The organism is Nocardia sp. NPDC056000 (genome assembly GCF_042269265.1).
Taxonomy (GTDB): domain Bacteria; phylum Actinomycetota; class Actinomycetes; order Mycobacteriales; family Mycobacteriaceae; genus Nocardia.
The window spans coordinates 413,575-431,714 of the sequence record NZ_JBHJXS010000005.1 but is presented as its reverse complement, the minus strand read 5'-3'; the positions used below and the strand labels follow the sequence as shown (position 1 = coordinate 431,714).

The 18,140-nt window shown below is 65.3% G+C and carries 16 protein-coding genes; 11 read left to right on the top strand and 5 right to left on the bottom strand.

All coding sequences use genetic code 11. The features are described 5' to 3' along the window. The first annotated feature begins 83 nt into the window (after window positions 1-83). The 3 genes from ACFC4D_RS17740 to ACFC4D_RS17730 are packed head-to-tail and all read left to right on the top strand — an operon-like array spanning window position 84 to window position 2,545. Window positions 84-500 (top strand): hypothetical protein, encoded by a 417-nt coding sequence (locus ACFC4D_RS17740; protein ID WP_376064570.1) that lies wholly within the window; start codon window positions 84-86, stop codon window positions 498-500. Further along, window positions 497-1,810, top strand: coding sequence for a YhgE/Pip domain-containing protein (locus ACFC4D_RS17735; RefSeq protein ID WP_376064567.1), 1,314 nt, complete (start codon window positions 497-499; stop codon window positions 1,808-1,810). Before ACFC4D_RS17740 ends, ACFC4D_RS17735 begins: the two co-directional genes overlap by 4 nt. Window positions 1,811-1,855: 45 nt before the next feature. Then, on the top strand, window positions 1,856-2,545 hold the full coding sequence (locus ACFC4D_RS17730; protein ID WP_376064564.1) for an alpha/beta fold hydrolase: 690 nt from the start codon (window positions 1,856-1,858) through the stop codon (window positions 2,543-2,545). Window positions 2,546-2,640: 95 nt separating this feature from the next. Here the strand turns inward: ACFC4D_RS17730 and ACFC4D_RS17725 are convergent, their stop codons facing one another. Next, window positions 2,641-2,844, bottom strand: coding sequence for a hypothetical protein (locus tag ACFC4D_RS17725; protein ID WP_376064562.1), 204 nt, complete (start codon window positions 2,842-2,844; stop codon window positions 2,641-2,643). 107 nt (window positions 2,845-2,951) lie between these two features. Between ACFC4D_RS17725 and ACFC4D_RS17720 the strand changes: the two genes are divergently transcribed. Both ACFC4D_RS17720 and ACFC4D_RS17715 read left to right on the top strand, forming a co-directional pair. Then, window positions 2,952-5,684, top strand: coding sequence for an AAA family ATPase (locus ACFC4D_RS17720; protein ID WP_376064560.1), 2,733 nt, complete (start codon window positions 2,952-2,954; stop codon window positions 5,682-5,684). A gap of 224 nt (window positions 5,685-5,908) precedes the next feature. Next, a complete protein-coding gene (locus ACFC4D_RS17715) occupies window positions 5,909-6,895 on the top strand; it encodes an Lrp/AsnC family transcriptional regulator (RefSeq protein ID WP_375958768.1) in 987 nt (328 codons plus the stop codon). A 40-nt stretch (window positions 6,896-6,935) separates the two neighbouring features. Here the strand turns inward: ACFC4D_RS17715 and ACFC4D_RS17710 are convergent, their stop codons facing one another. Continuing rightward, window positions 6,936-7,277: a hypothetical protein gene (locus tag ACFC4D_RS17710; RefSeq protein ID WP_376064558.1), complete on the bottom strand. Its 342-nt coding sequence runs from the start codon at window positions 7,275-7,277 to the stop codon at window positions 6,936-6,938. Window positions 7,278-7,625: 348 nt separating this feature from the next. On the opposite strand from ACFC4D_RS17710, the gene ACFC4D_RS17705 reads away from it, so the two are divergent. The 6 genes from ACFC4D_RS17705 (at window position 7,626) to ACFC4D_RS17680 (ending at window position 15,963) form a co-directional block, all read left to right on the top strand. Beyond that, the gene (locus tag ACFC4D_RS17705) at window positions 7,626-8,273 is read left to right on the top strand and encodes a TetR/AcrR family transcriptional regulator (protein ID WP_376064556.1); all 648 of its coding nucleotides are present in this window, start codon (window positions 7,626-7,628) and stop codon (window positions 8,271-8,273) included. 223 nt (window positions 8,274-8,496) lie between these two features. Continuing rightward, window positions 8,497-11,139 carry a LuxR C-terminal-related transcriptional regulator gene (locus ACFC4D_RS17700; RefSeq protein WP_376064555.1) on the top strand — a complete coding sequence of 881 codons (2,643 nt, stop codon included), beginning with the start codon at window positions 8,497-8,499 and terminating at the stop codon, window positions 11,137-11,139. A 128-nt stretch (window positions 11,140-11,267) separates the two neighbouring features. Beyond that, complete coding sequence (locus tag ACFC4D_RS17695; RefSeq protein ID WP_376064553.1) at window positions 11,268-11,987, top strand: hypothetical protein; 720 nt, start codon at window positions 11,268-11,270, stop codon at window positions 11,985-11,987. 198 nt (window positions 11,988-12,185) lie between these two features. Continuing rightward, window positions 12,186-12,887 (top strand): response regulator transcription factor, encoded by a 702-nt coding sequence (locus ACFC4D_RS17690; RefSeq protein WP_376064860.1) that lies wholly within the window; start codon window positions 12,186-12,188, stop codon window positions 12,885-12,887. Further along, the gene (locus ACFC4D_RS17685) at window positions 12,884-14,362 is read left to right on the top strand and encodes a sensor histidine kinase (RefSeq protein ID WP_376064551.1); all 1,479 of its coding nucleotides are present in this window, start codon (window positions 12,884-12,886) and stop codon (window positions 14,360-14,362) included. Before ACFC4D_RS17690 ends, ACFC4D_RS17685 begins: the two co-directional genes overlap by 4 nt. A gap of 116 nt (window positions 14,363-14,478) precedes the next feature. Further along, the gene (locus ACFC4D_RS17680; protein WP_376064549.1) at window positions 14,479-15,963 is read left to right on the top strand and encodes an MFS transporter; all 1,485 of its coding nucleotides are present in this window, start codon (window positions 14,479-14,481) and stop codon (window positions 15,961-15,963) included. A 1-nt stretch (window position 15,964) separates the two neighbouring features. On the opposite strand, the gene ACFC4D_RS17675 is transcribed toward ACFC4D_RS17680, so the two are convergent. The 3 genes from ACFC4D_RS17675 to ACFC4D_RS17665 form a co-directional block, all read right to left on the bottom strand. Further along, window positions 15,965-16,843, bottom strand: coding sequence for a hypothetical protein (locus tag ACFC4D_RS17675; RefSeq protein WP_376064546.1), 879 nt, complete (start codon window positions 16,841-16,843; stop codon window positions 15,965-15,967). A 128-nt stretch (window positions 16,844-16,971) separates the two neighbouring features. After that, window positions 16,972-17,427, bottom strand: a complete 456-nt coding sequence (locus ACFC4D_RS17670; RefSeq protein WP_376064545.1) for a DMT family transporter — start codon at window positions 17,425-17,427, stop codon at window positions 16,972-16,974. Then, the gene (locus ACFC4D_RS17665) at window positions 17,427-18,092 is read right to left on the bottom strand and encodes a DMT family transporter (RefSeq protein ID WP_376064857.1); all 666 of its coding nucleotides are present in this window, start codon (window positions 18,090-18,092) and stop codon (window positions 17,427-17,429) included. The genes ACFC4D_RS17670 and ACFC4D_RS17665 overlap by 1 nt, the downstream gene beginning before the upstream one ends. Window positions 18,093-18,140: the final 48 nt, after the last annotated feature.

The following is an 18,140-nucleotide window of genomic DNA, read 5'->3' as shown; positions in this document are numbered from 1 at the left end:
CAATTCCCGCCGCGAACCGAGGCTGAGATCATCGACGACCGCCGAGGGGGCGTTCGCCGCCCGCCCGATCGAAAGAGCAGTCAATGCCAACGCTTCCGTGGTCGACCATCGGCACGCCCGGCACCCCCGAGGTGCAGTGCATGGCCTCGCGCCTGGAGGTCAAGTCGCTGCGCAATGCGCCCGGCTTCCTGCTGTCCTCACTCGCACTGTGGTGGCAGGCCCGCCGCTCACCGGGCGTACTGGGCGTGGCCCTGAAGGCCGAGATGTTCAAAGGCGTCTTCTGGACCTACTCGGCCTGGGACGACAAATCCGCGATCTACTCCTACGCGCGCACCGAACCGCATCGCTCGACCGTCGCGCGCAAGCGAAAGGTCATGCGGGACGCCACATTCGTATTCTTCACCGCACCGGCGGATGACATGCGGCTGTCGTGGGATGAGATCGGTCGTCGCATCGACGCGCAGCGCGATTCGACCGCACCGACCTCCTCCCCCGCATGAGCCCCAACCCGATGCGGGTCGCCCGTGACTTCGGCCGTCACCCCGCGACCTGGCTCCCGCCGCTGTTCGTCATGCTGCTGCTGGCGCTGGCGCTGCCCGCGATCTACCTCGGCGGGACTCTCGACCCGTCCGCGAATCTGCGTGACCTGCCGGTCGCCATGGTGGTAGAACCACAGACCACGGCCGGTTTCGACGCCGCCGAGAAGGTCCGCGCGGCCATCACCCAGGGTGTGGACCACACGGCCATCGAGCTCATTCCGATGACTCCCGCGGAGGAACGGGAGCAGATGCAGGGCGGCAAGATCTTCGGAGCCGTTCGCATACCCGCCGATTTCAACGCCGAGACCGCCCGGCTCGTGAGCGGCGCGCCGGGTCCGCCCACTCACGCGGTGGTCCACCTCGACACCAATCCGGCCGCCGCGACGATGAGTACCGGTTTGTTCACCGGCTATCTCACGCCGGTGGTCGCGTCGGTGAACACGTACCTGGGCATGGTGGAGCCGACGTACGAAGCGCCGATCAGCGTCGCCACCGCTACCGCGCTGGCCACCCCGTTCACAATCGCGACCGCACCGCTGACACCGCTACCCGCGCGTACCGGATTCGGGACCAGCGTCTTCTACTACGCCGTCGTGCTGGTTCTGCTCGGCTTCATCGGCGCCTCGGTCATTCATCCGATTGTGGACTCCGCCAGCGGTTTTCAGCCGAGCGAGCTGGGACCGAAGGTGCAACGTCGCCGGTACACCCACCTGTCCCGACTGCATATGCTCGTCGTCAAATGGTGTGTGGCACTGATCGCGGCACCCTTGAGCGCCGGACTGATTCAGTTGATGGCAACCAAAGTGCTGCACATGCCGGTCGCCTCCCCCCGGCAGCTGTACCTGTTCTCCACCAGCACAATTGCCGCCGTCGCTCTCAGCGCCCTCACGGTCTTCGCGATCTTCGGATCGCTCGCTCCGCTGGTCAATATGTTCTTCTTCATCGCCCTGGCCATGACCTCCTCGGCGGGCACGATTCCCGTCGAAGCGACCCCCGCGTTCTTCCGCGTGATCGCGAATTTCGAACCGATGCAACCGATCGTGTCCGGGTTGCGCTCGATCCTCTATCTCCACTCGGTTCCCCTGTCGGGACTGCGCGCGGCCTGGATCCACGTCGGTGTCGGAGCGCTGCTCGGTGTCGTCATCGGCCTGATCGTCACCACCGGCTACGACCGGATCTCAGCTTTCACCCGGCGGCCGAGCCGAACCGACAGTGATCACGACCCCGATCTACGTCAAATGACGGATGCCACGGCCGCGTCACCTTCCTAGATTCGACTGTGCAGAACAGCATTTCATTGATCGAGGAGACTTCAGATGACTGCGCAGGACAAGACTGTCGTGCTGGTTCACGGCGGGTTCGTGGACGGGGCTGGATGGCGTGGCGTCTATGACGAGCTGACCCGCGACGGATTCGACGTGCGGGTCGTGCAGAACCCGACCAAGTCGCTCGATGACGACGCGGCGACCACCCGCCAAATTCTCGACGGTATCGACGGCCCGGTCGTACTCGTCGGGCATTCCTACGGCGGCGCAGTCATCACCGCGGCCGGCACCCACGAGAAGGTGGCAGCCCTGGTGTACATCACCGCGTTCGCCCCCGATAAGGGCGAATCGGTGAACGCCCTGCTGGGCACCTTCCCGCAGGACGGCCCGCAGCCCCCGATCCTGCCCCCGGTGGACGGCTACCTGTTCCTGGACCGCGCCAAGTTCGCCGAAGCCTTCGCCGGTGATCTGCCCGCACAGCACGCCAAGTTCCTGGCCGACTCCCAGGTGCCGTGGGGCCTGGAGGCCCTGGGCGGCGTCATCAACGAGGCCGCCTGGCGCTCCAAGCCGACCTGGTACCTGCACGTGACCGAGGACCGCATGATCCCGCCCGCCGCACAGGCTTCCATGGCCGAGCGCATGGGCTCGACCGTGGTCGAAACACCCGGCAGCCACGCGGTCTACGTATCGCGTCCCGCCGTCGTCGCGGACATCATCCGCAGTGCGGCCGAAGCCGTCTGATCCATGTGATCAGATGAAATCCGCTGGGCTGCCGCACACCGAGATGTGCGGTGGCCCAGCGGGCCCTCGGGTGTGTACCGCACGAATCCGGCAGGTCAGAATTCCGGCGGCGGTATGTGGGGGAACCTGCGCCGGATGGTGCGGACCTGCTGCCGGATCTGATCGAGTTCGGCCTCGATAGCCTGATTCGGCTCCCCGTCGCGCCACTGGCCGCGCCGCCTTATCAGCGCGTGCGCGTGCCCTTCGAGTTCGGCGAGGAAGATTCGCGCCTGCGCTTCCTCGGAGTCCTCACCATTCACCGAAGCCTCGAACCGGGTGCACCTCCGAGACCCTTGGCGGGTGGCCATTGTCCGAGGCTGCTGGTTACCCCGGACGGCCAAGATGTCCTCGATTAACATCGGTGATCGTGGTAGTGGCGCAACTGATCGGCCGGGACCGGGAACTGGCCCAGTTGCAGGTCTTCACAACGAATTCCAGTGTCAGCGGCGGCGCGCTGCTGATCGTCGGTGAGGCCGGTATCGGCAAGACGGTATTGCTGGACGCGACCGCGGATATGGCCGCCGCGTCGGGGGTTCGGGTATTGCGCGGCGCCGGCGTCGAATTCGAGGCCAACGTGAGTTTCGCCGCGCTGCATCAATTGCTCTATCCGCTGGACGAGCAGTTGCGGGAACTGCCCGCTTCGCATCGTCGCACCCTGGCGATCGGGCTCGGGATCGAGGATGGGACAGCACCGGATCGGCTCGCTCTGGCACATGCGGTGCGGGCGTTGCTCGTTTTCGCGGCAGTGCGGCGGCCGGTCTTGCTGATCGTGGACGATCTGCATTGGATCGACCGGGCCAGCGCCTTGGTGCTGGGCATGGTCGCTCGCCGCCTGCGCGAAACCCGTGTGGGTCTGGTCGCCGCGGTGCGCGCAGGTGAGGACAGTCTGTTCGAATCCGAGGGGCTGGATGAACTCGCCGTCGGTCCGCTCGACGATGCGGCCGCCGCGGCCCTGATGACGGCGCACTACCCGGATCTGCCCACGCGCAGCCGGCATCGCTACCTCGCCGAATCGCAGGGCAATCCGCTGGCGCTGGTGGAATTGCCCGGTGCGCACAGCGCGCATCGCGCCACCGGTGTCACTCGCGTCGGGCGCCGCCTGCACACGCTGTTCACGCGGCGCATCGCGAACCTTCCGCCGCGCGCCCGGCAGCAGTTGCTCGCGGCGGCGCTCGCCGGTGCGGGATCGGCGCTGCCGTCGGCGCTTTCGACGGGGATTTGCGATAGCGCGGACCTCGCGCCCGCAGAGGAGATGCAACTTGTGCGGGTCGATCCCGGCACACATGAACTGCGGTTCCGGCACCCGCTCATCCGTGCGGCGGTGGTGGAACTGGCCACCCATGAGCAGCGGCGGCAGGCGCATCGGGAACTGGCCCAACGGTTTCCGGAGGATTCCGAACGCCATGCCTGGCATCTGTCGCAGGCCACCGTCGAGCCAGATGAGCAGGTCGCCGAACTGCTCGAGCGAACCGCCGCGCGTACCCAGCGCCGGGGTGATCCGGTGGGCGCCATCGGATTGCTCTTGCGCGCAGCCGAACTCAGCCCGCGCACCTCGGACCGCGATCGCCGCATCATGGTCGCGGCATACCTGGGCGCGGATGTGACCGGCGACCTGTCCGAGGCGCATCGAATGATCGAGAGCGCCGAGCGCGGACCGGGTGGCTCGCTTGCCGGGGTCGTGGCCGCCACGTCGGTGATGCTCAATAGCGGTGGCGATATCGACACCATTCACCAGCTGCTCGTCAATGGGATCAAGGGCGCGCACAATCCGTCCGACGCGGGCGATCCGGCCGTGGTCGAAGCCCTGTACGTGCTACAGGCCACCTGCGTATTCGGTTCTCGCGCAGGTCTATCCGAGGCGTTCCATGGGGCGCTCGAACGTCTGGACCCCGCGCCGCCGGAGTTCCTGGTCCTGCTCGGGAGCACGTTCATGCTGCCGTCCCGCCTCGGGTTACCCACCATGGGCCGCCTGGACGCCGCGATCGCGGGAATCGGTGAGCAAACCGATCACGCCTATATCGTGCGCGTCGCCATCGCTGCCCTGTACGTCGATCGCCTGGCTGGGTGCCGTGCAGCCCTGGAACAGGTCGCCGCGCACGGGCGTGCCGGTGGCGCAATCACTTCCGCGATCGAGGCTTTCGTGCTGCTGGGCTATGAGGCGGTGCAGACCGGGGAATGGGATCGGGTGCTGCGATTGACCGCCGAGGGCCTCGAACTCGCCGAACGGCACGGATACCGGCTGCTCGGTGGTCTCCTATACCAGCACCGGGCCTACGTCGCGGCCGCGCGCGGTGCGTTCGGCGACGCGAAAACACTGGCGGACAACACGATCGGATGGGCGGCTCCCAACCGCATCGGATTGATCCTGAACTACGCGGCTCATGCGAAATCACTGGCCGCTGTCGGCGCAGGCGAGTTCGAGGCGGCCTACCAGCACGCCGCCGGAGTATGCGGACCCGGGACAGTCCCGGCCCACGCTCCGCACACGCTGTGGGTGCTGCAGGATTTGGTCGAAGCCGCGGTCCGGTCCGGCCGCACCATCGAGGCGGCACAGCACGTGCACGACCTCGCCGAAGCCGATATCGCCTCGCTCTCACCGAGACTCGCGCTCGTGGTCGCCGGAGCCAAGGCCATAATCGCCACATCCGAGGACTATCGGTCGCGTTTCGAGACGGCCCTGGCGACGCCCGGCGCCGAACAATGGCCCTTCCAACAGGCTCGAATCCACCTCGCCTACGGTGAGCGCCTGCGCCGCGCGAAGCTCACCACCCCGGCCCGCCACCACCTCACCGCCGCCCTGGACATCTTCGACCGTCTGGCCGCCGAACCGTGGAAAGTACGAGCCCGCAACGAACTCCGCGCCACCGGCCAGCCAGCCGCTGTGCCCGAGCTCATCGACACCCTCACCCCGCAGCAGCGAGAGATCGCGCTACTGGCCGCATCCGGGCTCACCAACAAACAGATCGCCGATCGCCTGTTCCTGTCCCCCAGAACCGTCAGCACCCACCTCTACCAACTGTTTCCCAAACTCGGCGTGACCTCCCGAGCGGCCCTGCGCGATGCCCTCGGTCCCCGTCCGATCCGTAATGATCGGATCTAATGCGCCGTATCAAACAACATTTCCGGTATGTCCAGAACCTGTTGCAGCACACCGAGACCCGCGTCCGAATCGCGCCGGATCACCGGCAGTGTCAGAATCACGATCGTGACGTTGATGCACGGCGGCGGGGTGTCGAAGCCGCCGGTCGGTAGCGGCTTCCTGCGGTTATCGTCGCTCTAGCAGAAAATCTACTAAAACCTCCAATAATCGAGTAGATTTCCGGCATGCCCTCCAGTCAGACGATCGAAAGACTCCAGATCATCCACATGCTCGGTTGTGATGTCAGGATGTCTTACGCCGCCATGGCCACGGTCGCCGGAATCTCCGAACAGACCGCAGCACGCCGATACCAAACTCTCGTCCGCAACGGCATCCTGCGATGCACCGCCACTTTGGATCACCGCACCCTAGGGCAGCACGAATGGATTTTGCGAATCACCCCGAGCTCCGAAGGTACCAAGCTCGCCGAAATGCTTGCGCAGCATGACGATATGAGCTGGGTCAGCATGACCGCCGCCGATGTCGTCTGCCTCTATCAACCGCAGACGGCCGCCGATAACGACCTCATGCTCACCGACCGCATTCGCTCCACCTCCCTGGTCGAATCGATGGATGCCCGCCAGGTGCTGCGCCGCTTCCCGCTGCATACCACCTGGCCCGATCTCGGCTGGACCCTCGACGCCACTCAGCGCGAACGACTCACCGAGGCAGCAGATCCCTTATTCGCGATCGACCGGCACGGGGATACCCCGAACCACGACGCCGCCGACCTCAGTGCGGATGATCGGCGGCTGATCGCGCTGCTCGCCGAGGATCCGCGCGCCTCATACAGTCACCTCGCGCGGGTCACCAACCTCACCCCGGCGCGCGTGGCGACACGGATCATCGACCTCACCGAAGCCGGAGTCCTGCGTTTCGACCTCGAGGTGGATCAGAATCGTCTCGGCCTGCGCATCTCGGCCGCGCTCTGGGCAGGGGTCGACCTGGACAAACTCGACGCCGCCGGACATGCCCTGGCGCGCATGAGCGAAATCCATTACGTCTGCGCCACAACCGGACCCACCGCCATCTTCGCCACCATCGCCGCCCGGGATACCGAACACCTCTACAACCTCCTGACCAACGAACTCGCCCGCATCGACGGACTGCACTCGATCGATGTCCGCACCGACCTGCGCACCCTCAAACGAAGCAGAGTCCGCGCCGGCTGACGCTCATTCACGGGCACCGAGTGGAAATCGTGAATCGGGATCAGGTTGTGCGCAAAGCCATCTCGATACTCGAGAGTGTCTGCCGCAATGACGCCACCTCACGCCTCGCGGCGTTCTCGGCATCATGGAACACGCTGACCTGGCGGCTCGTCAGATCGGCTCCGGCGCGCACGGCGGCGTTGAGAGCGGCGTCGGTGAGCGACAGGTCATGTCGAGCTTGGCGACATTGGGCCAGCGCTTCCGCGCGGACCGCCGGGTAGCGGCTCCACTGGGCCGTCTCGGCCGTAATCACCGCCAGCGCAGCGGATTCCAGGGACTTGCCGATATCCGCGTAGTACCGGCACTGGGCGAGGAACGCATGGTGTGCGTGCGCGAATCTCATGCCGCACGCCCTGCGGCGCAAGGGGATTCGGTCCGCCGGGTATCTCGGGAACAGTGATCTCGAGGGTGATCGGCAATCGAGCCCGCTAACCGCGCGATCCGGCCTTCGTCCGAGTCCGTCACGCGGAATATGGCCCGAGCCTGCTGGGTCACCGAAGACACCCCTCTTTTGTGGAACTATGTAGTTTCAAAATATCGAAGGAACAGTAACTTAGGGTGGCATCCGCACCGGCGGGAATGGCCCCGACCTGGCGAAACCGTGATGGAGAACACGCTCGTGCGAATCGGGTACAAGACACGGCGTCGGAGGAAATTGACGGACTGCTCCGTCCATTCGTACGGTTTGACCATGCCGCGCGAGAGGTCCACCGCCCGGGCCCAGGAACGGGTCGCCGCGACGCGCGATGGGCTGGTACAGGCCGCGGCAACGGTTTTCGCCGAACGTGGCTACCATCCGACCCGGGTTTCGGACATCGCCGAACAGGCCGGGGTCGGGCAGGGGACGTTCTATCGGCACTTCTCCGATAAGCGGCAGATTCTCGATGCGGTGGTGGCGGGAACCGCGGAACGGCTGCAGTCGGTATTCACCGATGAGAACGCGCCCGAGCAGATCGATTCCCTGGCCGAGTACCGAGAACGCGCCAGCGACATGGCAACTCGGGTGTTCGAGCTCATCGCCGCCGAGCATCGGGAGATGGGATTCCTGCTCGGGCAACTGCCTTCGGTCGACGACGATGGGGCGGCGACGCTCGATTTCGTGCACGGTATCGCGGCGGCGATGATCGCCGAGTACTACCGGATCGGCATCGAGCGCGGCTTCTTCCGTGCGGATCTCGATATCGATGCGGCGAGCATCGCGGTCATCGGGATGGGGTTGAGCGCGGCCTGGAAGATTCTGCGCAATCCCGCCGATACCGGGTTCCGGGCGCAGTATCGCGAGACGGTCGTCGAGTTCATCGTTCGCTATGCCGCAGTGGATCCGACGATCGCGAACTGACCTTCCATTTGTGCAGTTGGAGAGGATTTCATTCGATCGGGTTCACAGGTTCGCGCGAGATCCGCAGGTCGGCGGACGCTGTGAGCCATCGCGCAGCAATCGGTTGTTGACGGACTGATCCGTCCGTTTCTATCGTCGGAGCACCGGGGCCGTTCGCCTAGGCCGCTGTATCCGGGAACCGGTGCCCATGGTGGCAGCGCCTTCACCTCAGCGAGGAGGATCCATGACCGCCCCAGCACGAGCATCCGATCGACCGGGAAAGACCGTGCGTCGCGGCACACCATTCCGGCCGCCCGAGCTCGGCTGTGAGCCGCTCCCCCGGCCCGAACTCTTCGATCGGTTGCGAACCACCCCGGGACCGCACGGCGGCCGCGTGGTCGTGCTGAGCGCGCCCGCCGGGAGCGGTAAGACCGTGCTCCTGACGGACTGGATCGACAAACGACTGCGCCACACCGAATCCGAACCGCGGATCGCCTGGCTGAGCATGAGCGAGTCCATCGACCGAAATCTGCCCGGTCGTCGCCGTGCGGTCGCTTCGGCGTTGAATGAGATCTTCGGTATCGGACCACTGAATATCACCACCTCGACCAGCTTCGCCGCGCACCTCGTCAAGGGGCTTGCCGAACACGGCAACGCCGCAGTGCTGGTGATCGACGACGCGCATGTGCTCACCGATCCGCAATTACTCACTGCCCTCGAATATCTCATCGCACATGCTCCGCCGACGCTGACAATCGTGCTGTCCGGACGCTATGAGCCGCCGCTGCGCTGGCATGACCTGCACCTGGACGGCCGACTGGACCGCATCACCGGCGATCTGCTGGCATTGACCAGAACGCAAGTGGCGCAATTATTTACGGGATACGACTGTACTCTCACCGAGCCCGAGCTCGATATCGCGATGGATCTCACCCGGGGCTGGACGGCGCTGGTCCGGATCGCGGCGCTCGAGGTGGCGGCCGGATCTCGGGACCGGGTCGCGGCACTGACGATGCTCGCCAACAGCCACGCGCTGACAGAGTTCCTCGTGACGGAACTGCTGCGCGAACTACCCGAGCGCACAGTCGAATTCCTGGTGCACACCAGTATTCCCAAGGCGTTTTCCGCGGCGCTCGCCGAGGAACTCCTGCCCGGCCGGACACGTGAGACGCTCGATGACCTGCGGCGCACCGGGTTTCCCCTCGAATGCCACCTCGAACACGGACAGCTCTGGTTCACCCATCATCCGATGGTGCGGGCATATCTGCGTAGCCGTGCGCAGCGCGAAATCGATACGGCGGAACTGGAATTGCGTACCGCGCGCTGGCTCTGCGCGGCGGGCCTGCCCGCCGCCGCCCTGCCGTATCTGCTGGCATCGTCCGATCCCGAGCCGCTGCGAAAGTTCCTGCGCGACAACGGTCCAGGCCTCGTATTCGATGGTTCGGGCCCCTGGCTGCTGGACCAGCTCGATCGTGCCGGGCCCGGCATCTCCAATGATCCGTTCGTCTGGCGATTGCGCGCCATCGACGCGGTCGGCCGGGGTGAGGATCGCGAGGCGCTCGCCTACCTCGATCTGATTCGCGCGCAGCCGGTTTCGATGCCGTCGCTGGCTCCGGGGCATTGGCTCGATGCGCTCGAGTTCGCGGTGACGATCGATGTGATCCTCAGCTCCGGCGCCGGAACCGACGATCTCGACGCGCGCGTCGAATCGCCCGCCACCGGCAATCTCGATATCGACTGCTATCTCGCCATCCAGACCGCCGGGGCGCTGCTGCTGCGGGGGCGCATCGAACGCGGGCAAGCCCTGCTGCGATCGGGCATCACGCTGGCCGAACGAACCGGACGGCATCGCCTGGTCATGCGATCGCTGGCGCGGCTGGCGGTGGCATCGGTGTACGCGGGTGCGATCGGAACCGCGCGGGTGCGCGCCGAACGCGCCCTCCGGTACGCGCTCGCACACGATCTGCACGATGTGTCCGATACCGAGCACATGCGGCTCGCGGTCGCGGTGACCAGGCATATTCAGGGCGAGGAGTTCGACGTCCGGGCACTGGCCGATATGGCCGAGCGATGGTGGGAACCCGCGCGCTCCGGGCTACCGGTGACCGGCCTGCCATCCCTGGTCGCCTGCCAATTCCTGCTCAGCCGCGTCGCGACGGACGACTACGCCGCCGCTCATCGGGCTCGTTCCACGCTGCTTCGACTGTTGGAGAGCGATCCGCTGCCGCCAGGCAATCAGGGCATCCAGCTGCCCGGCATCGTAGGCACGCTGCTGCGCTTGAACGAGGTACGCCCGGCCAGGGAACTGGTCGACCGCGCCCAGGCCGCGCTCGGTGATACCGCCGAAGTAGTACTGGCACAGGCGATGCTGGCCGAGACGGCCCGAAAACCGCGCACCGCCCGGATACTGCTCGAGCCGCTGCTGGATGCACCGCACCGGCTCTATCCGCTCACCGCGGTGTGGGCGTGGCTCTACCACGCCCGGGTCCTGCACCAGCTCGACATGCCGACCAAGACAGCCGATGCGCTCGAGGCCGCATTGCGGATCTCAGCCGCGGACACCCTGGTCTCCCCCTGGCTCGACATCCCCGAGTCGATCGGACTGCTCGATATCTACGCCGGTCGCTTCGGTCGGCTGGACGATTTCGCCGAAACACTGCGCCATCATCCGGCCGCGCTGCGCGGCACCACTCCGCCCACCCTCACCGAGACGGAAATGATTGTCCTCAAACATCTTCCGTCCAGGCGAACGGCCGCACAGATCGCCGACGACCTCGGCGTCTCGATCAACACCGTCAAGACCCACCTGCGCGGCATCTACACCAAACTCGATGCGAACACCCGAAGCACCGCGGTCGCCCGCGCCCGGCTGACCGGGCTGCTCTAGCGCGCCGGTTTCACCTCGTCCGGGTGAGGACCCGACGGCGTATCGATGACAACGTCGACGATGACATCCATCGATGGGTTGCGGCGCAACCGATATCGCGCCGGACCGTCCCCGAGATCGGAGGCACAATGAGCGATCTTCTCGACACCGTCATCGAGGCCCAGGGCGGACTGCGGCGCTGGAGCGAATTCACCAGCGTGACAGCGCATCTGAGCTTCGGCGGCGCACTGTTTCCATTGAAGGGCCAAGACGGTTATCTCGACGACATCACCGTCCGCGCCGAACTGCATCGTCAATCAGCCGAGCTGTTCCCTTTCGGCGCAGCGGATTTGATCAGCACCTTCACCGGCGATCACATCGCCATCGTCACCGATACCGGCGATATCGTTGCCGAGCGCGCGGACCCGCGCGCCTCCTTCGCCGGTCACACCCTGACCACCCAATGGGACCGGCTGCAAACCGCCTACTTCCTCAACTACGCCATGTGGAACTACCTCAACGAGCCATTCCTGTTCACCACCAACGGATTCCACGTCGAGGAACTCGCCCCCTGGAACGAGAACGGCCAGACCTGGCGGCGCTTGAAGGTGGTGTTCCCCGACCGAGTCGCCACCCACAGCCCCGAACAAACCCTCTACTACGACGAACGCGGCCTGATACGCCGCCACGACTACACCGTCGAAATAGCCGGCGCCGGACCAACCGCGCACTACGCGTCCGACCATAAGGACTTCAACGGCATCATCGTGCCGACCACACGCCGCGTCTATCCGGTCACCGACACCGGCGAAGCACTCCCCGAGCCCCTGATGGTCTCGGTCGACCTCGACAACGTCGTCTTCGGCTAGCCCCGCCCGAGGCATAACCGATGCCCGGTCACCCGCCGGAATCTCCAAACCCTCCGGCTAACTGACCCGCGACGCGGAAAACCTCTAGGGCGGCGCGGGGCACACTGTGGATTGGCTGGGAATTCGAGCAGCGTGGCGCGCGCGGCTGCCAGGAATGGGGGGCTGGGCTGGGCTTATTGTGGGGTCGTGGCTGATCGGATGGCGTCTTCGAACATGCGGGTTCTCGTTGTCGACGATGAACCGAATATTCGGGATCTGCTCGGGGCCGCGTTGCGGGCGAGTGGCTTTTCGGTGACCGTGGCGGCAAATGGGGTGGAAGCGCTGGCCGCAGCGGCGGCGACGACGCCGGATATCGTCGTATTGGACGTAATGCTGCCCGACATGGACGGGTACACCGTGGCTCGGCGGTTGCGGGGAGCGGGCAATGATGTGCCGGTGCTGTTCTTGACCGCGCGCGATGCGGTCAAGGATCGGATCGAGGGGTTGACCGCGGGTGGGGATGACTACGTCACCAAACCGTTCAGCCTCGAAGAGGTGGTGTTGCGGTTGCACGCGATCATGCGGCGCACCGTGGTACCGCAGGATGCGGAGGCGACATTGCGGTTCGCCGATCTGGAATTGAATGCGGACGCGCACAGCGTGACTCGCGGTGGCGAAGGGCTGTGGCTGTCGGCCACCGAGTTCAATTTGCTGCGTTATTTGATGACCAATGCCGGGAAGGTGGTCAGTAAGCGGCAGATTGTGGATCAGGTGTGGGATTCGGCGGACGGGCGCGGGGATCGGGTGGTCGAGACGTTCATCAGTCAATTGCGGCGCAAGGTCGACGCGCACGGTCCGGCTTTGATTCATACGGTTCGGGGTGTGGGGTATTCGCTGCGTCTGCCCGGTGAGAATTCGTGATTCGGTTGCGCCGCAGGTGGACACTGCGCACGCGCGTGCTGGTGGCGGCGCTGACCATTACCGCGGTGGGAATGGCTGCCTTCGGGATTCTCACGCTCTCGATGCTGGAGCGGGCCGAGCTCGCGCGCATCGACGCACAGCTGAATACCGTGGTGGCCGATATGACTTCGGTCAATCGGCCTCCGCCGCCGCCGCGGCCCGCCGACAGTACGGCCGAGGATCAGGTGCCCTCGCCATTTCGGGTGTTGTTCTTCGATATCAACGGTGAACCCACCATTCGGATCGGTAGCTCGGTATCGCCACCGGAACTGCCCGCGATGGATGCCGCCGCCGTGCGAGCGCGAGGCACGCGCGCGGTCACCGTCCCCGCCCATGATGGCAGCGTTCAGTGGCGCGTGCGAACGGCCTATCAACCGCCGAATCAGTTCGAGCCCAATGGCGGCACCGTCGCGGTTAGCATGTCACTGGATACCTACGACGCCACCCTGAGTCAGCTCCGCACCATCGAGATCGCCGCCGGAATCGGCCTGCTGGCGATACTCGGCGCGGTCGCGACCTGGCTGGTCCGTGTCGGCCTGCGTCCGCTGACCCGCATCGAGCACACCGCGCAGGCGATTGCCGCCGGAGAGTTGGATCGCCGTGTAGCGCAAACCAATTCGTATACCGAAGTGGGCCGCCTCGGCTCCGCGTTCAACATCATGGTCGAACGCCTGTCGTCCGCCCTGCATCGCCTGGAGGAATCCGAGGCGCGAATGCGGCTGTTCATCGCCGACGCCTCGCATGAGTTGCGCACCCCGCTCACCTCGATTCGCGGCTACGCCGAACTGTATCGATTCAGCGGCCCGCAACCTGCCGACGAGGTCGAGCGCATGATGCGCCGCATCGAGGACGAAGCCGTCCGCATGGGCCTGCTCGTCGATGACCTGCTGCTGCTCGCGCGCCTCGACGAGGAGCGCCCGATGGATATGACCAAGGTCGACCTGACCGCCATCGCCAATGACGTCGTGCATGATGCGGCCGCTCGTGCACCTGAACGCGTTGTGCGGCTACACATTCCGACTGAGCCCGTACACACCTACGGTGACGAGCATCGATTACGGCAGGTCCTGACCAACCTGATCGGCAACTCCCTCACCCACACCCCCGCCGATTCCGCCGTCGACGTCACCATCACGCGAGGACCCGCGCCCTCGACCGCGGAGGTCATCGCACAAGCCGGTGCCGCGATGCCCGGGTCAGGGGATCTCGCAATCATCGAAATCCGTGACAACGGACCGGGTATCGCACCTGACAAGGCCCCGTACGTCTTCGATCGCTTCTACCGCGCCGACGAATCCCGCTCCCGCACAGGAGGTTCCGGACTCGGGTTGGCCATCGTCAGCGCCATTCTCGCCGCGCACGGCGCGCAGATTCAGCTCATCACCGCATCCGGTGCGGGAACCCGCTTTCGCATCCTGGCCGAACTCGCACCGTGACAACCACATCCACGTGATCGACCGAGTATGGCGCTGCCGATCGCGTTCCCAGCGCTGACGGGCCGGACGTTCCGTCGCTAGGGTTCCTTCCGCATTGGTCGGACACAGGAGTCGTCATGGCGGAAGTGACCGGCGCTGCCGGTGGGGTGCGGACCTTGATTCCCGCGCGGATCGATCGGTTACCGTGGTCGCGGTTTCACACCCGAATGGTCATCGCGCTGGGCGTGGCATGGATTCTCGACGGGCTGGAGATCACCGTCGCCAGCGCGGTCGCGGATACGCTCACCAAACCCGAAGCGCTGCAACTATCTTCGACGGCAGTCGGGTTTCTGGCGACTGTCTACCTCGCCGGGGAGGTGGTCGGCGCACTGGTATTCGGGAACCTGTCCGATCGGCTGGGGCGACGCAAGTTGTTCGTCATCACGCTCGGGGTGTACCTGATCGGCAGCGGGCTCACCGCCTTCACCCTCGGCAGTGGCCCGGGCTGGCTGGTGTTCCTGTACCTGACCCGATTCATCGCGGGTATGGGTATCGGTGGCGAGTACGCGGCGATCAATTCCGCCATCGATGAGCTGATTCCGGCGCAGTATCGCGGCCGGGTGGATATCGCGGTGAACGGAACCTATTGGGCCGGTGCGATTCTGGGCACCTTGGGCGCGTACATCCTGCTCAATCACGTGAGCCTGGACCTGGGCTGGCGGCTCGGTTTCCTGATCGGCCCGGTGCTGGGTCTGGTGATCGTGCTGGTGCGGCGCAATCTTCCGGAGAGCCCGCGCTGGCAGATCATGCAGGGCCGAGCCGACGACGCTGAGGAATCGATCCGGGCCATCGAGGACGAGGTGCGGGCTTGCGGGGTCGATTTGCCACCGCTGGATGAGTCCAAGGCGATGGTGGTCAAGCCCGCCGACCAGATCGGTTATCGGGCGCTGACGCGAATCCTGTTCCGCGACTACCCCTCTCGGGCGATTCTCGGCGCGAGCCTGATGATCAGCCAGTCATTCCTCTACAACGCGATCTTCTTCACCTACACCCTCGTGCTCGGCAAGTTCTACGACGTCCCTTCTGCCGCCACCCCGCTCTACCTGATCGCCTTCGCCATCGGAAATCTGCTGGGCCCCTTGACGATCGGCCGATTCTTCGACACCGTAGGCCGCCGCGTCATGATCGCGGGCACCTACATCGGCTCCGGCACACTGCTGGCCCTCTCGGCCTGCCTGTTCTACAGCGGCGCCCTGAACGCCATCACCCAAACCATCTGCTGGTGCGTCATCTTCTTCTTCGCCTCCGCCGGAGCCAGCGCCGCCTACCTCACCGTCAGCGAGATCTTCCCCCTCGAGGTCCGAGCCAAGGCGATCGCCGTATTCTTCGCCATCGCACAGTGTTTCGGCGCCCTCGGCCCGGTCATCTACGGAGCCCTGATCGGCGACGGCACCTACCCCCTGGGCCTGTTCGTCGGTTACCTGGTCGGCGCGACGGTCATGATCGCGGGCGGCGTGATCGCCTACCGCCTGGCCGTGGACGCCGAAGGCCGCTCACTCGAGGACATCGCCCCACCCCTCTCGGCCAGCGCGGTCGAACCCGCCCGCACCACGGGCGACTAGCTCACCTCTGGGCTAGCAAGGCGGTCGGATTGAGCACCGACCACTCCTTGTTCCGCCACGTGGCCGATCCATCGATGGCGTCCCAGCCGCGCAACGCGCCATACTGGCCGATATCGGCCATGACCAGCTCCTGATCTAAGAGTGCTGTGTAGCGTGCCGATTCGGCCGCCGTCGGGTTCGCGATACTGCGCAGCGTGCGTAGCTCCCGGCTGACCTGCGCGAGGGTGCGGCTCCGGTCGGACTCCAGCGCGCTGAGAGTGATCGTTTTGGCGTCGGGGCGAAGGGCCATCCGCAGCACTTTCGACTGCCGTGTCGCGAGGTCCTGTGTACGGGCGGGATCGGTGTAGTGGAGTGCAATCCGCTCCAGGGGAGAGGCATAGGTACCGGACCCGGTCGTACCGCCACCGGGTCGCACCGGACCCGAAACAAACGCATCGAGGTAGCGTTCCTCCTCGAACCCACGGAACAACTCGGTGCCGCCCGACGCGACCGCCGAGTCGACCTCATCCGAGGTGGCTCTGGTGACGCGGCCGTCGAAGCCTTGCAATCGCTGAATTCTCTCGAAGGTCGGGGAGGTCCCCAGCGAGTCGATCCCCCCCGATCGGCGCAAGGCGCTGTAGTCCGCCTCGTCGATCAGGTCACGACCGCAAACATATCTGGGAGATGCTGCGCCGGTGGCGATCCCGCCACGCTCAGCGGACGATGCTTCGGCCACAGCCCTCGCCGACGCCGCGTCGGTCTCGACGGATCGCGCCACACCCTTTGTGATGCCGTCGGCAGCCCGCGCGGGCATCGTCGCGGCCGCATCGGTGAGGTCCCTGGCCGCTGTGCCGAGCAGATCACGCACCGCGCGCCATGCGGCATCCAATTCTCCGCCCATGGGTGTCACTGTGCTGCACGATGTCTCCACATCGGCGCGGGATGTATTCCCATGAGCGGTGGTCGGGTTCGGCGGGTTCGGTCAGTACTTGGCCATCAGGTAGGACCCGGCGATGATCATCGCGATGGCTATGAAGCGCTGCGTGTCCATCTCGCGGCGCGGGAACCCATCACCCCGTAGTGGTCCATCGCCGCGGCGACGAACATCTGCCCGGCGATGATGACGGCGTTGAATGTGCTGACTCCGACGCTGGAGGCGACGGTGATCATGGCGAAGATCGCCGCGCCGCCGGTGAGGCCGCCGAACGGGGCCCACTTCGGCATGAGCTTCACATCGGTCCAGGTCGGCCAGGAGCGCCGTGACGAAAACACCAGTGTGACAACGAGAATGAGGCCGACACCGGCAAGGGCGACCGCGTAGGAGATGACGCCGCACAGCCAGACGTTCTTCAGGGCGAGTTTGAGTGAATTCTGACAGCCTGCCTCGACCGATCGCAGTGCGCCTCCGAGCAGCATGAATGCGAAGACCAACGCGAGCATCGATCGGGACAGCTTCGAGCGGGTTTCGCTGAGGAGAGTAGCCATCAGAGAGCCTCTTCCAGGATCGCGTCGCGTTCGGGTACCGACACCGGCTTGGTGGAGCTGCGAGCCATGAGAACGACTGCGCCGGTAATCAATCCGGCAGCCACCAGGCGCGGCGGAGTCACCTCCCGAGCCGCGAAACCCATCAGGCCGAGATCGTCCATCACGAGCGCGACCAGCATTTCGCTCGTGATGACGACCGCGTTGAAGGTTGCGATACCGACGTATCTCGCCACGGTGATCATGCCGACTACTGCCACGCCGCCCACGAGACCGCCGAATGGCGCCCACCACGGCATATTTCGCACGTCGGCCCAGGTCGGCCAGGGCGGGTCGGATACCAGCGCCGCTACCGCCAGAAAGATCGAAAAACCGATCAGCGCAACGGCATACGAGATCACCGCGCACAACCACGGATTGTGTATGTAGATCTTCTGGGTGTTCTGTAGACCGACCTCGACGGATCTGAGCCCGCCGGCGATCGCGATGAATAGGAATACGAACCCAAGCGTGACTGCGACCATCGCAAGTACGTCTTTCGATCGAAGATGTTGCGTGACTACGCCCGAGCAGCGACTGAGCTGGATCGCTGCGGCTGTGCGCCGATCTTCGATCCCTCGCCGATACCGGTGACCTGACTCATCGAATGTACCGTTATATAGTGGCACGATCAATAGCGGCAGAACCTGGTTCCGACATGTGGGGGGTGATGTTTG

Bases quoted from the DNA above. Each gene is read 5' to 3' on its own strand.
- ACFC4D_RS17690 (WP_376064860.1), top strand. From the start codon at position 12,186: ATGGCGTCTTCGAACATGCGGGTTCTCGTTGTCGACGATGAACCGAAT.
- ACFC4D_RS17680 (WP_376064549.1), top strand. From the start codon at position 14,479: ATGGCGGAAGTGACCGGCGCTGCCGGTGGGGTGCGGACCTTGATTCCC.
- ACFC4D_RS17670 (WP_376064545.1), bottom strand. From the start codon at position 17,427: ATGGCTACTCTCCTCAGCGAAACCCGCTCGAAGCTGTCCCGATCGATG.
- ACFC4D_RS17700 (WP_376064555.1), top strand. From the start codon at position 8,497: ATGACCGCCCCAGCACGAGCATCCGATCGACCGGGAAAGACCGTGCGT.
- ACFC4D_RS17705 (WP_376064556.1), top strand. From the start codon at position 7,626: ATGCCGCGCGAGAGGTCCACCGCCCGGGCCCAGGAACGGGTCGCCGCG.
- ACFC4D_RS17740 (WP_376064570.1), top strand. From the start codon at position 84: ATGCCAACGCTTCCGTGGTCGACCATCGGCACGCCCGGCACCCCCGAG.
- ACFC4D_RS17675 (WP_376064546.1), bottom strand. From the start codon at position 16,843: ATGGGCGGAGAATTGGATGCCGCATGGCGCGCGGTGCGTGATCTGCTC.
- ACFC4D_RS17715 (WP_375958768.1), top strand. From the start codon at position 5,909: ATGCCCTCCAGTCAGACGATCGAAAGACTCCAGATCATCCACATGCTC.
- ACFC4D_RS17695 (WP_376064553.1), top strand. From the start codon at position 11,268: ATGAGCGATCTTCTCGACACCGTCATCGAGGCCCAGGGCGGACTGCGG.
- ACFC4D_RS17730 (WP_376064564.1), top strand. From the start codon at position 1,856: ATGACTGCGCAGGACAAGACTGTCGTGCTGGTTCACGGCGGGTTCGTG.
- ACFC4D_RS17735 (WP_376064567.1), top strand. From the start codon at position 497: ATGAGCCCCAACCCGATGCGGGTCGCCCGTGACTTCGGCCGTCACCCC.
- ACFC4D_RS17710 (WP_376064558.1), bottom strand. From the start codon at position 7,277: ATGAGATTCGCGCACGCACACCATGCGTTCCTCGCCCAGTGCCGGTAC.